The sequence below is a fragment of the Porphyromonas somerae DSM 23386 genome, assembly GCF_000372405.1.
Taxonomy (GTDB): domain Bacteria; phylum Bacteroidota; class Bacteroidia; order Bacteroidales; family Porphyromonadaceae; genus Porphyromonas_A; species Porphyromonas_A somerae.
The window spans coordinates 23,203-36,732 of sequence record NZ_AQVC01000021.1; the positions used below are offsets into that span (position 1 = coordinate 23,203).

11 protein-coding genes and 1 pseudogene are annotated in these 13,530 nt (G+C 49.5%); 7 read left to right on the forward strand and 5 right to left on the reverse strand.

The genetic code is table 11. The features are described from left to right. Positions 1-123 precede the first annotated feature (123 nt). The 7 genes from A3GK_RS0105410 (at position 124) to A3GK_RS0105440 (ending at position 5,486) form a co-directional block, all read left to right on the forward strand. Positions 124-1,047, forward strand: a complete 924-nt coding sequence (locus A3GK_RS0105410) for a nucleotidyltransferase family protein (protein WP_026161739.1) — start codon at positions 124-126, stop codon at positions 1,045-1,047. After that, complete coding sequence (locus tag A3GK_RS0105415; RefSeq protein ID WP_018028457.1) at positions 1,047-2,015, forward strand: tRNA (adenosine(37)-N6)-dimethylallyltransferase; 969 nt, start codon at positions 1,047-1,049, stop codon at positions 2,013-2,015. The genes A3GK_RS0105410 and A3GK_RS0105415 overlap by 1 nt, the downstream gene beginning before the upstream one ends. 67 nt (positions 2,016-2,082) lie before the next feature. Beyond that, complete coding sequence (locus A3GK_RS0105420; protein WP_018028458.1) at positions 2,083-2,436, forward strand: S4 domain-containing protein; 354 nt, start codon at positions 2,083-2,085, stop codon at positions 2,434-2,436. Continuing rightward, entirely contained in the window at positions 2,436-3,005 is a 570-nt protein-coding gene (locus A3GK_RS0105425) for a histidine phosphatase family protein (protein ID WP_018028459.1), read from the forward strand. Before A3GK_RS0105420 ends, A3GK_RS0105425 begins: the two co-directional genes overlap by 1 nt. A gap of 9 nt (positions 3,006-3,014) precedes the next feature. Beyond that, positions 3,015-3,983 carry a calcium/sodium antiporter gene (locus A3GK_RS0105430; protein ID WP_051052313.1) on the forward strand — a complete coding sequence of 323 codons (969 nt, stop codon included), beginning with the start codon at positions 3,015-3,017 and terminating at the stop codon, positions 3,981-3,983. Continuing rightward, entirely contained in the window at positions 3,970-4,830 is an 861-nt protein-coding gene (locus tag A3GK_RS0105435; RefSeq protein WP_018028461.1) for a metal ABC transporter solute-binding protein, Zn/Mn family, read from the forward strand. Before A3GK_RS0105430 ends, A3GK_RS0105435 begins: the two co-directional genes overlap by 14 nt. After that, positions 4,830-5,486 carry a metal ABC transporter ATP-binding protein gene (locus A3GK_RS0105440; RefSeq protein ID WP_018028462.1) on the forward strand — a complete coding sequence of 219 codons (657 nt, stop codon included), beginning with the start codon at positions 4,830-4,832 and terminating at the stop codon, positions 5,484-5,486. Before A3GK_RS0105435 ends, A3GK_RS0105440 begins: the two co-directional genes overlap by 1 nt. 235 nt (positions 5,487-5,721) lie before the next feature. Here the strand turns inward: A3GK_RS0105440 and A3GK_RS0105445 are convergent, their stop codons facing one another. From A3GK_RS0105445 to A3GK_RS10485, 5 genes and pseudogenes are all read right to left on the reverse strand, one after another. Then, the gene (locus A3GK_RS0105445; protein WP_018028463.1) at positions 5,722-7,545 is read right to left on the reverse strand and encodes a Na/Pi cotransporter family protein; all 1,824 of its coding nucleotides are present in this window, start codon (positions 7,543-7,545) and stop codon (positions 5,722-5,724) included. A gap of 106 nt (positions 7,546-7,651) precedes the next feature. Beyond that, positions 7,652-8,368, reverse strand: coding sequence for a DNA repair protein RecO C-terminal domain-containing protein (locus A3GK_RS0105450; protein WP_018028464.1), 717 nt, complete (start codon positions 8,366-8,368; stop codon positions 7,652-7,654). Positions 8,369-8,383: 15 nt separating this feature from the next. Beyond that, a complete protein-coding gene (locus A3GK_RS0105455) occupies positions 8,384-9,841 on the reverse strand; it encodes an aminoacyl-histidine dipeptidase (RefSeq protein WP_018028465.1) in 1,458 nt (485 codons plus the stop codon). Between the two features lie 357 nt (positions 9,842-10,198). Then, positions 10,199-12,049 (reverse strand): ABC transporter ATP-binding protein, encoded by a 1,851-nt coding sequence (locus A3GK_RS0105460; RefSeq protein WP_018028466.1) that lies wholly within the window; start codon positions 12,047-12,049, stop codon positions 10,199-10,201. 21 nt (positions 12,050-12,070) lie between these two features. Beyond that, positions 12,071-13,237, reverse strand: a pseudogene (locus A3GK_RS10485) (ABC transporter ATP-binding protein); the annotation flags it as partial. Positions 13,238-13,530: the final 293 nt, after the last annotated feature.

Genomic DNA, 13,530 nt, shown 5'->3' on the forward strand with positions numbered 1-13,530 from the left:
TTAAGATATTTTTTGGTAGCTTTACAGCGTGGAATGGGCATTGCCTTTTTCTGACTAGGGGAGGGGGTGACACATTAATATATAAGGAATACATATATATAGGTCTCTATACAGATGAGTGAGATAAAACCAACATTGATGGTATTGGCGGCGGGTATGGGTAGCCGCTATGGGGGATTGAAGCAATTAGATGGTGTGGGTCCGTGTGGTGAAACCATTATGGACTTCTCTATCTATGATGCAGTGAGAGCTGGCTTTGGTCGGGTGGTCTTCGTGATTCGCCGGGACTTTGCCGATGATTTTGAGGCAAAGGTAGCTAGCCGCTACCGCGATCAGTTTGAGGGTCGTCTTGGTGTGGAGGTGGTCTTCCAAAGTGTGGAGGATCTGCCTGAGGGCTTTACCTGCCCTGAGGGTCGAACCAAACCTTGGGGTACCAATCATGCGGTGCTGATGGGCAAGGGGGTGATCAATGAGCCTTTTGGGGTGATCAATGCTGATGACTTCTATGGGGCGGAGAGCTTCCAGGTACTTGGCGATGAGCTGCGGGCAATGGCTGGCGGTCGCAACCGCTACTGTATGGTGGGCTATCGTGTGGGGAATACACTGAGCGAGAGCGGTACCGTAGCAAGAGGTGTTTGCGAAGTGGATCACGAAGGTTTGCTCACAGAAGTAGTGGAGCGGACAGCTATTGCACGTGATGAACAAGGGGAGATCGCCTTTCAGGATGAGGCGGGGCACCGAGTGGTGCTAGAGGAGCAGACTCCAGTCTCAATGAATATGTGGGGCTTTACCCCTGAGTACTTTGATTACTCCGAGGAGGCCTTTATCCACTTCTTGGAGGCCAACTTGCATAGCGAGAAGGGAGAGTATTATATCCCTACCGTGGTGAATGACCTCGTGAAGCGTGGAATAGCTAGCTGCAAGGTATTGGATACTTCCGCCACGTGGTTTGGAGTTACCTATGCGGCCGATCGGCCTGATGTGGTAGCCAAACTAGAGCAATTGACCAAGAAGGGGGTCTACCCTTCGCCTTTGCTTAAGAAGTGATGAAAGCTCTGCCTGAGGGGGTAGATATTGTGACAATTTATGGTCCTACCGCTTGTGGCAAAACAGCGGTAGCGTGTCAGTTGGCAGAGATGCTGGGTGGGGTGGTACTGAGTGCCGACTCACGCCAGGTGTATCGTGGCATGGATATTGGCACGGGAAAGGATCTTGCGGAGTATCGCCTGGCAGATGGCTATGAGGTGCCGTATCGGCTGATTGATGTGGCAGAGGCGGGGGAGCGGTATGATCTGCACCGTTATCTACAGGACTTTGATAAGGCGTATGATGAGCTACCTAAGGAGCAACCTAAGATCTTGTGCGGTGGTACGGGGCTCTATATCTCTGCCCTTTATGGCGGGTATCGACTCTCGGAAGTGCCACCCAATAAAGCACTTCGGGCGGAGCTGGAGCAGCTATCTGTGGAGGAGCTAAGGGTGCGATTAAAGACTTTGGGTGGTGCTGAGATGCTGGAGAGCGAGGAGCTAGATGGAGGGGAGGGGGTGAATCCTCGGAGACTGGTGCGTGCTATAGAGCTAAGGGAGGCAGGGGCTACTCTGCCAGCTTCGGATAGTAGCACCCGTAAGCCTCTGCGGGGTCCTATCTTTTGCCTTGACCCTAGTAGAGAGTTGCGGAGGGCGAGAATTTCAGCTCGACTCGAGGCACGCCTTAAGTCGGGTCTAGTGGAGGAGGTGGAGGGGCTTTTGGCTCGGGTGCCTAAGGAGGAGCTCTTGGGCTATGGCTTGGAATACCGCTATGTGACGGAGTATCTGCTTGGTGAGCGAAATTGGGAGGAGATGCATAGGGGGCTGGAGGTGGCGATCCATCAATTTGCCAAACGACAGATGACCTGGGCTAGAGGGTTGGAGCGGAGGGGCTTTGAATTGATTTATCTCTCTCCAGCTGAGGATCCTAGGGAGACAGCTGAGGCGATGGTTGTCTCTATTTTTGAAAAGGGGGAGAATGAGGTATAGGGAGTAGGGAGCTTTTTTTGTTTGAACTGTATTGATAAGTAGTCTTACGAGACAATTGTAGAAAAGTATGGAGGTACGCGTTAGTCGTATTATAAGCGAATACCACGAGTATACGCGAAAAGAGGCGGAGGACTTGATCCGTGAGGGACGTGTGAAGGTCAATGGTGCTTTGTCGGGAATAGGGGATAAAGCAGGAGCGGACGATGAAGTGTCGCTCGATGATGTGATGATCCCGCTAAAGGGGCTCTTCCGGAAGTTTGCAAGGGAGGCTGCTGAGCAGAGGACCGGGGAGCGGTATGGAAAGGGAATGCAGGATGATCCATCTTATCTCGACAACCCTAAGAGTAAGGAGCTACGTAAGGGGCGGAAAGACCATCGCAAGAAACGACGCGGAAAGAATTACGAGGGGGAGGAGTACTAGTGCTAAGGGTAGACTGGACGCGCCACACCTCGCTCAAGATATCGGGGGATATCTGCTATGGAGCGAGTGATATAGAGGTGGCGGAGACCTTTGAAGCAGAAGCGGCAGAGGTGCGTAAACGGCTCTCCGTGGAGCGCTATGATGCGGTGTTTACAAGTCCTTTATCAAGGGCTAGTAAGCTTTGTGAAGCGTGTGGCTTTGGAGCAGATGCGGTGGTGGAGCCCCGTGTGGCGGAGCGCAACTTTGGCGACTTTGAGCATCTGCGATGGGAGGAGATCGATGAGCTGGCGAGAAAGTCTCCAGCTCTTCTCGACGAGGCAGGGCACTTGCTCCCTCCTAATGGCGAGAGTGTAGAGGAACTTTTGGCACGGGTGGCAGACTTTATTACTGGGCTGAGGTGCAGTGGATACCGCCGTGTGCTGGTCTTTTGCCACGGTGGAGTGATTAATTCGGCTCGCTCCTTACAGGGTTTGCTTAGTCGTGAGCAATTGTTTATTGATGTGCCTCTCTACGGCTCGACTACTTCGCTGGAGTATGCAGCCCTAGATGAACGGGCAGTGAAAAATTGATGATAGATTATGTGGATTGAGATAGTTTTAGTGATCGTGGGGGTGGCTCTAATCGTGGCAGGGGCTAACTTTATGACGGATGGTGCCTCGGCAATAGCTAAGCGGCTACATATTCCCCAGATAATCATAGGGCTAACGATTGTGGCCTTCGGAACCTCGGCACCAGAGTTGGTGGTGAGTGTGATCGGAAGTATTGATGGGAGCGGTGGAATCGCTGTGGGGAATGTGATTGGGAGTAATATTTTTAATGTGCTCTGTGTACTGGGGGCTTGTGCTTTGGTACACCCTGTGCCGGTGAAGTTAAATACGCTTCGCTTTGACCTTCCGATTGCACTTGTGGCCTCTATTTTGCTGATGTTGGTGCTCTCGGATATGCCACTAGATGGGATGCCCTCGCTGGTCTCTCGTTCGGAGGCTTTGACGTTGCTCCTCTTTGGCCTACTCTTCCTGCTTTATACCATTGTGGTGGGAAAGCAGGGAGATGACGCCTCGGAAACGGAGGAGGAGGGGCGCAACATGCACTGGCTCTTGGCAGTGGTCTATCTTATTGGCGGCTTGGCTGGACTGGTCTATGGGGGACAGCTCTTTGTGGGGAATGCTACTAAGATCGCTTCGTCGCTAGGGGTGAGTGAGACGTTGATAGGGCTTACACTGGTGGCGTGGGGAACGTCGTTCCCTGAGCTGGCGACTTCTGTGGTGGCTGCTATGAAGGGAAATACCGATATTGCTGTGGGTAATGTGATTGGAAGTAACCTATTTAATATCTTCTTTGTACTAGGAATTTCGGGGACGGTGCGGCCGTTGAGCAATCTGCAGTTTATTTCGCTAGATATTTGGATGCAGCTACTTGCCATGGTGATTGCTTTGGGGGTGGCTCTCTTTTGGGGAAAACGTGAGATTAAGCGTGCCGAGGGGGGGGTGATGCTTTTGGTTTTTATCCTTTATAATGTGTGGATTATCTTTAATGCGGTGGGCTAAGTATTGCTTTGGTTGGGGGCTTTGCGTGGTGCTGCTCTCGCTTATTACAGCTTGTAGTTCTGGCTCTCGGGTGGAGAAGCCTATTATATCTGTGAGTCTGCTTCCCGAGAAGTACTTTGTGGAGCGAATTGTTGGGGAGCTGGCGGAGGTGCATGTGGTGGTACCGCGAGGAAGTAACCCCGAGACGTACGACCCCTCTCCCCGGGATATCGCTATACTTCAAAGCTCGCTTGCCTACTTGGCTATTGGTACGTTGCCTTTTGAAGCTCAGTGGGTGGCGGTTTTGCCGAAGGATGTGGCCTATTTTGACCTCGCAAAGCAGTTGCCGAGAGAGCTCGTAGAGGGCGGCCACGAAGGGCATCAGCACGCCTTGGGCGACCCGCACTATTGGACGTCGCTCTCTGGTGGGGAAGCAATGGCGGAGACGATTTTGGCGGCGATGCTGGAGCTATTCCCAGAGCATCGGGAGGAGATCGAAGCCAATTATCAGGCGAATGTGGTGCCTGAATTGGAGGCTATTCGGCAATTGGGGAGAGGAATATCTAAAGGTGACAAGGACCTTGCTTTTGTGATCTACCATCCCTCTCTATCACTCTTTGCTCGGGAGTGGGGGCTGACGCAATTGCCTATTGAGGAAGATGGGGAGGAGCCAACACCTAGGCATCTGGTGGAGCTGATTGAGCGTGCAAGGAGCATGGATACAAGGGCGGTGCTAGTGCAGGCGGAGTTTGATACTAAAAATGCAACAGCCGTGGCGAAAGAACTAGGACTGAAGGTAGTCTCTATTGACCCTTTGGCTGAGGATTGGGGGGCTGAGATGAGGCGGTTGATTGAGATCTTTAGATAATGGAAGCAAAACCAATCATCATAGCTGAAGATCTGGAGCTAGGGTATGGCAAGGAGCCTAGTCTGCTCTCGGGAGTCAATTTTAAGCTTTATCCGAATGAGTTTGTAGGGATTACCGGTCCGAATGGGGCGGGGAAGACTACTTTTATCCGTGCGTTGCTCGGACTGATAGCACCTAGGAATGGCTATATTCGCTACTTCTCAAGAGAGGGGATGCCTCTGAAGGAGATAACTATTGGCTATATGCCACAGCAGAATCAGCTGGATAGGGAGTTCCCGATTAGTGTGGAGGAGGTGGTGCTGAGTGGCCTATTCGGAAGGAAAACGCTGAGGGCGACGAGTGAGATGCGAGCCCTTGCCAAGGAGGCACTGGAGTCGGTAGGAATGACAAAGTATGCTACTAGGGCAATAGGTCATCTCTCGGGCGGACAGCTACAGCGGGTGCTATTGGCACGAGCTTTTGTAAGTCGGCCGATGCTTTTGGTGCTGGATGAGCCTTCGACCTATGTAGATAGAGATTTTGAAACCTCTATGCTTTCACTCTTGCCACAGCTACAAAAGGAATCAGCCATAGTCATGGTATCGCACAATGAGGTGCATCTCCGAGCTTTAGCCTCTCGTATCTATCATATCGACCACTCTTTTACCGTTGAGTAGAGACTGTTGCACGAAGGCGATCTGCTGCGTTGCTTTCGGAATTCGGCCTCGGTCACGTACGTGAGTACGCTCCCTTCAGCCTCATCCTTTTGTGTGTGCCTGGTGCCCTACGTGCACCTTGCCCTCAGCGTCTGGCATCTCATCCTTCGTGCAACATTCTGGAGTGAAAATAGAAAACTCTCCCAAAGTAGCTGGTGCTACCGTGGGAGAGTTTCGTTTTTACAAAAAGAGTTCGTTATTTCACTTGTCTTACGTAGGCCTCAACTACATTGACTGCATAGTCGCCCAGGCGTTCATACTCATCGATGATATCAAGGTAGTATACTGAGTCTTGGTAAGGGTACACGTTATTATTGAGGTCCTTGAGGTTTTCTGCCACTAGGAACTTGTACTTGATATTGAGTGCCTTCTCAAGGTCGTGAGAGTGGAGTATCATATTTTGTGTACGCTCATCGCTCTCTAGTACTTCTACTGTAAACTGCATGATGTTCTCAAGCATATCGTGCATCTCGGTGAGGTGTGCTGAGAGTGTAGGATTAGTGGCACGACCATCTTCAAACTTGCGGCGTAGGATGCGTGCTATATTGAAGCATGCATCGCCCATACTCTCAATCTCGCTAGAGATCCTGAGATAGCTCTGTACATTTCTACGTGATTCTGCACTCAGGTCGCCACTGGATAGCTCTGTGAGGTATTGTACAATCTCTATCTCTACTCTATCGCAGATACGCTCGTACTTCTCAATACGTGTGAAGCTCTCTTCAAAAGCTACTTCATCCTCCATATTGCTCAATTCGCGTACCATGCCGAGCATCTTCTGAGTCTTTTTGCTGTAGTTGACAATCTCCTTATTGACCTGTAACAATGATAGCTCACTGGTGGAGAGCATACGAGTGGAGAGGTACTGTAGGTGTGGGTACTCCTTCTTATCGGAGATGGTCTTGGCTGGCTTGATAATGGTTTTGCACGCTTTTACAATTAAGGGAACAAACCAAATCATTACAAAGGTATTGATGAGGTTGAACATGGTGTGAAACAACGCAAGTCCCATACTTATCGCTCCTGCCATACCTATGACGGTGCCTTGTATTCGACTCATCTCTACGTCGTAGATAGGTGCACCACTAGTGATGAGTGCAACATCGCCTGGCTCGTAGCGGGCATTGAGGTCGGCAATTATTGGGAAAAGTTCCCGAGGATCGTAGCCACTCGAACGTGCCACCATCCCTGAAACGAGGTCGACCGCTGGGAAAAAGAGGAAGAGGACCCAAACCACACCCAGCACGTTGAATAGGGTGTGTGAAACAGCTGCTCGCTTGGCATTGACACTGGCATTAAGTGCTGCAAGATTGGCGGTGATAGTGGTACCAATGTTTTCACCTAGAATCATCGCTGCTCCCATGGAGAAGGGTATCCATCCTTGGCTACACATCACTAGGGTGATGGCTACTGTAGCACTTGAGCTTTGTACCAAGAAGGTGAGGATGGTACCAATCAGTAAGAAGAGCAGTACCGAGCCAAAGCCCATATTGGTGTATTTCTGCAAGAAGGCTAGTGCCTCGGGGTTATTCTGAAGGTCGGGCATTGAATCCTTTAGGAATTGCAGCCCTAGGAATAGGAGAGCAAAACCGAGGATAAAGTCGCCCCACGAATTGTAATTTTGCTTCTTCGAAAAGATAAATGGAATAGATAGTGCAATCAATGGGACTGCAAAGGCACTGATATCTACCTTAAAGCCAAGAAGTGAGATGACCCATGCAGTGACGGTAGTACCAATATTGGCACCCATAATCACGCTAACAGCCTGTGCCAAATCAAGTAATGAAGCATTGACAAAGCTGACTACCATCAAGGTGGTAGCAGAGGAGGACTGTACGAGTGCTGTGATTAATATACCTGTAAATACACCGAAGATGCGGTTGGAGGTCATCGCTGAGAGGATACTCTTCATGCGGTCTCCTGCTACCTTTTGTAGCCCCTCGCTCATGATCTTCATACCGTAGAGGAAGAGCCCGAGAGAACCTATTAGGTAGATAAAATCTAGTATTCCGTAATCCATTTCTTAATTATGTCGGATAGCTTAATAAAATATTTGCTTTGCAAACTTACTCAATTCGGTCTATAGCTCCAAAAATAACCTAATGATATTTGCTTCACTCCCTGTCTTAAAATAGCTGACTCAGTATTTCTGGCGATTTTAAGTTGCCAAGGTCGGGGAAGTGATAGCCAAGAAAATCGAGAAGTAACTTAAGGAGAAGGTTGCGCTCCTGCCCTGAGAGGGGAAGCTCTTCTGGTGCTGGTGAACTAATGAATTGGTAGAGTAGGGAGGAGGCATAGGCTTTGCCTTGTTCTTCTGGGCTCCAGGAGGGGCAGAAGGTGCCTTCGGAGAAGTCGAGTACGCTGCTAGGCCTATAGGTCTCACTTTGTGGCAAGATGCCGAGATGGTGGAGTAGCCCTGTCATCAATCGAAGATGAAAGGAACTAATCCCTTTATCGCTAAGGTGCTCTAGCCCTTTTATCTCCTCCCTCAAGTAGCGGTACAAAGCTCTATCGGCACCACTCGAGCGAAGTAGTCGGGTGAGTAGCTCTACTGTAAAGAGGGCTACTGCATTGGCCACAGGCTCAATGGATGGTCGAATAGGTCGGTGAAGTTGCACTTGTTCTCTCGGTAGCTGAATCCCACGATTGGGCAGATAGTCGAGAGTTACCTTTAGAATTGAGAGAGGAATAAAAAAGGCATTCGCTTGACCTCTTCTACGAGAGGCCGAGCGAATGCACTTAAAGGAGAGTGCACCGAAGCACTCACTATAGGTGGACACGATACTGGCATTGTCGGAGTAACGTACTGCACCGAGTACGATTAGCTCTGTCTCTGTCAGCATCGCCCTCTATCTGAATTATAGTTCTTTGAGCGTGCGGATAAGTAGATCCCAGGTCTTCTCCACAGTGGCAATGTTTACACGCTCATCAGGAGAGTGGGGCGATTTGATAGTAGGCCCAAAGCTGATCATCTGAGTCTTAGGCATCACCCCTTGGATGATTCCGCACTCTAGCCCAGCATGCATCACCTTTACAGGTGGCTCAGTGCCATTGATATCTTTGAATACCTTCTTCATCACCTCAAGTACGTGAGAGTGGGCATCGGGTTGCCACCCATTGTAAGGAGCCGCAAACTCTACCTCCGCACCGATGAGTGAGAAAGCACTCTCAATGCTCGAAGCTACCATCTCCTTACGGCTCTCGCTTGAACTACGGGTAAGGAAGGTAACGGCTAGCTTGCCACCTCCCAATTTGATAGCTGCAAGGTTGCTAGAGGCCTCTACGGTATCTGGAAACTCGGAAAGATAGGTGATCGCACCATTCTGCACCGCCTCTACCGCTTGAATCACATTGTCAGCAATCTCTTGGGGTACAATGTGTGCAGGGGTTTCGTTAAGGCGCTCTACACTCATCTTGATCCCCTCCTCGATGCCCTTATACTCCTTGATATAAAGTGCTTCAAACTCCTTAACCATCTCCTCTAGCTCACTAAGCTCCTCCTCGGGAAGCGTTACGACTACCCACGCCTCACGAGGGATGGCATTACGCAGTGAGCCACCTTGGAGCTCAGCTATAGAGAGGTCTAGTCTTTCAATGGCCTTCTTTAGGAAGCGGGCAATCATCTTATTGGCATTTCCTCTGCCGAGGGCGATGTCCATACCTGAGTGCCCACCCTTCAATCCATTAAGGGTTACCTTGGCTGCAATATCCCCTTCTGGGATAGGTTGGTCATCTTTGTACTCTAGTGAAACGTTGATATCCACGCCACCAGCGCAACCTACATAGAGCTCATCAACCACTTCGGAGTCGAGGTTGAGCATAATATCGGCTTTTGAGAAGCCCTCTTTCAGACCAAAGGCTCCTACCATCCCTACCTCCTCATCAATGGTAAATAGAGCCTCTATTGGACCGTGCTCTAGTGTATCGTCAGCCATTACAGCAAGACCCATAGCCACGCCAATGCCATTATCGGCACCTAGTGTGGTCTCATTAGCACGTACCCACTCGCCATCAATACGAGGCTGTATAGGGTCTTTCTCAAAGTCATGCTGTATGTGATTATTCTTTTGTGGCACCATGTCTAGGTGTCCCTGCATTGCTACTATGGGCCGATCCTCATACCCCTTAGTTGCAGGCTTGCGGATCAGTACATTCCCCACTTCGTCGGTGTGCGTCTCTAGTCCTAGTTCACGTCCCTTCCCAGCTACATACTTAGCCACTTCGGCGGTATGGCCTGTGGGGCGTGGTATTTGTGTGAGTCCATAAAAGTACTTCCACACGAGCTGTGGTTTTAAGTTTAAGATTTCATTTGCCATGGTCTTGGTCTTATTATTGGTTTAGTTTATAGTTAGCTTTTGGCAAGATACCAAAAGCTAACTAAATAATCAAGACTTTTCCCCATGGATTTTAGGGGTTACGTATGAGAAAGGTCTGTGTGCATAATGACGTAATAACACCCTTGCGACCCAGCTGAAGTGTGGCAACTTCTAAGGCGTAATCTCAAGACATTAGTTTCGGTGCAGTGACACTGGAGTTTCATTGCATCGAAACTCCAGTGTCATTGCATTGAAACTCCAGAGATGAGAATATTGCACGAGGAAGAAGAGGCAAGGGATTCAATGACGGGCAAGGTTTACGTAGGGTATTAAGACCCTCGTCAGGGCGAAGGAAGCTTACTTGAGTAAGTGACCAGACCCGAATTCTGAAAGCAACTTTGCCTTACTTACCTTAGATACTAACGAAAGCCTAGGTTTCACAGATCGTCTTCGTGCAACAGCCTTTTTTGATGAAATATTTGTTGAAGTAGTATCTTGTTGCAGTCTTACCATTTGTGCAAAAGTTCCATTGTGTGCCATCAGCTCGTTGGATGTGCCTTGCTCTACAACTGTTCCGCCAGAGAGGACTACTATGTGGTCGGCACCCAAGACCGTGCGCATGCGGTGTGCAATGATGATGACGGTCTTGTTGCGTACCAGTTCGGAAATACCAGCCTGAACCTTCGTCTCGTTCTCGGCATCAAGACTGGCGGTTGCTTCATCCAAGAGTATCACAGGAGCATCTTTTAAGAGCGCACGGGCTATGGAGATACGCTGCCGCTCCCCACCCGAAAGGGTTTCCCCATTTTCGCCAATCACTGTATCGTAGCCTTGTGGCATACGACTGATAAAATCATCGCACTGCGCCAATCGTGCCACATGCCTTACTTCCTCATCGGTGGCGTTGTGCTTTCCTATGCGTATGTTGTCGGCAATGGAGGCATTGAAGAGCATCACGTCTTGAAATACTACGGCATAGTTTTTGAGCAACGTCTCTGGTTCTATGTTAGCGATGTCGTGTCCGCCCAGTGTTATCTTACCACTGTTGATGTCCCAAAAGCGTGCAGCGAGCTTGGTAGCGGTACTCTTGCCACCTCCTGAGGGACCAACAAGTGCTGTTACCTCGCCCTGACGGGCTGTGAATGAAACATTGTGAAGCACCTGCTTGTCTGTTTCGTAGGAGAAGCTGACGTTGTGGAACTCTATGTCATAGTTTGAAACTTCCACCTCGGTGTCGCCCGTCTGTATGGGCATTGCCTCCATCTCTTTCATTCGCTTGATACGCACGTCGAGAAATGAAAGAATGGCAAGGTGATTGCATACTTCAAGGATAGGGTTATAAACCATGGCCGAAACAAGGAGGAACGCCAAATAGACGAATACCGACACATCTCCATGCTGAAGCATCCATGCGCCTACAACGATGACGGTAGGCATGCCTAGCTTAAGGAGTACAGCAGAGATGTTGACAAATGAGCCCGACAAGAGTTCACCCGCAACAAGTTCTTTTTCCATTACTTTTAATCGCTGGTCGAACCGCTGGTTATATTCCTCCTCACCATTGTACGACTTGATTTCCTGCACACACTCCAGTCCTTCCTGTATCTGTTCGCTCACACCACGCTTGATGTGGTAGAGACGTGTAAAAGCCCTATTCATTCGTTTTCGTGAAACCAAGAGCACCACCAAGGCAAATGGCACTACCCAAAACAGTGCGATGGCTAATCGCCAGTCGTAACAGAACATTCCTGCTGCGATAATGACTGTGCTCACCATAGAAGCAAATAGTTGGGGAATGGCGTGTGAGAACGTCGTTTCCAATTGCGTACAGTCTTCCATAATGGTGGCTGTGAGGTCGGAGAGATTGTGCTCACCAAAGAAAGCGAGAGGCATACGGCGCAGTTTCTCGGCTAAGGATATCCGGCGTTGCGCACTCTCATTATATACAGTGGTATAGGTGCTATCGTACTGCCGACGGATCACGACGAGCATTACGACCATTATCCCTGCTGCCACGAGGAGATAAAACCACAACGTATGAGGGGCGTTAATTTGTGTATTATCGAGATACTCCATCAGGAAGAAAAACAAATAAGTGGGTGGCAGCATCAGCACAAGGTTGAGCAGTGTTGAGGAGACGATGCCTTGGCGCAAGTCTTTTGCCCCTTTTTCCGTAAGAGCGAAACGATTTTGAAAGTATTTAATCATGGCTTTGTGACGTTTAATTGATTATAGTTTCCATGAGACGGACTGTTGATATTCATTCCACATACGGTGGTAATACTTTTCCTTACTCAATAGTTCCTCGTGCGTTCCCTGTTCGACAATCTCACCATTGTTTACAACTACGATGCTGTCGGCATCCTGTACCGTGGTAAGTCTATGGGCTATCATCAGCACTGTTTTTCCCTGGGTGAGATGTGCCAGTGCCTTACGGATAAGCTGTTCGTTTTCGGGGTCGGCAAAGGCAGTCGCCTCGTCAAGCACTACGATAGGAGCATCTTTCAGAATGGCACGGGCAAGAACAATACGCTGCTGCTCACCTCCCGAAAGGTAAGTACCTTCGGCACCGATAATGGTATCCACTCCCTGTGGCAGACGGTCAATAATCTCTCGACTTTGTGAAAGATCAATGGCACGGTTGATCTGATCGGTCGTTGCATCAGGATTGCCGTAACGTAGGTTTTCGATGAGCGAAGTCTTGAACAAGCGGGTGTTTTGGAAGACGAACGACACGCCACGCATCAGCTCGTCCTGGCGCATATCTCTCACGTCTACACCTCCTATCGTGACGCTGCCATGGCATACGTCCCAAAAGCGGGGTATCAGCCTTGCTATGGTGGTTTTTCCGCTGCCCGACGCTCCTACAAGCGCAACCGTCTTTCCTTCTGGAATGGTCAGGTTGATATGACTCACTGCATCTTTTTCCGCTCCCTCATACCGGAACGAAACGTCGTCAAGGCGAATGTCGCACCCTTCTGCCCGCTTCGGCTCATCATGCTGCGAGAGCGGTGCAATATGAGTGAGCTGCTCCAGTCGTTCCACAGCCTCGTTTGCCAAGAAAAGGTCCTGGCTGAGATACATGGCTTTCATCACGTTGGCAGCAATAAGCGGTGCAATCACCACATAAAGTATCACGTTGGCGATAATGGTGGTTGTATCTCCCCCGTGTCCTATCAGGATAATAGCAGTAGGAACCAGGAAGAAAGCAAAGGCATTGATAGCAAGTATGTAAAAGGACATTGGCGTGCGCCACACAAGCGTACACTTGATGACAAGATCGCGGTAGCTGATAATGCTGTCGTAGAAACGTTTGAACGAGAAGACCGTCTGCTGAAACACCTTAACCACGGGAATGCCTCTGACATATTCCACGGCCTCTGCCCCCCTCAATTCCGCAGGCTGAGTTTTTATTGCTTTAGTCGGGTACTTATTGATTGTTTTTTCTTGTGTCCCGACTTTTTTAGCAGACTAAAGGCTTTATGTAGAGGTCTGCGTATTCTCTATTTATCTCTTTATGATGTATTCATTGCGTTGTTTTGTGTAAATCCTACGTCTTTTGGCACTCCTATTGCCATCTTAAGATGCCATTGTCTTAAAGTGGTCATGTGCTTGTCTTGCCTGTCTATCAGCCTTCTCCTACCCATCGCACATCTGTTCTACATACCATCGCTGTAAAGCTGTTGCCC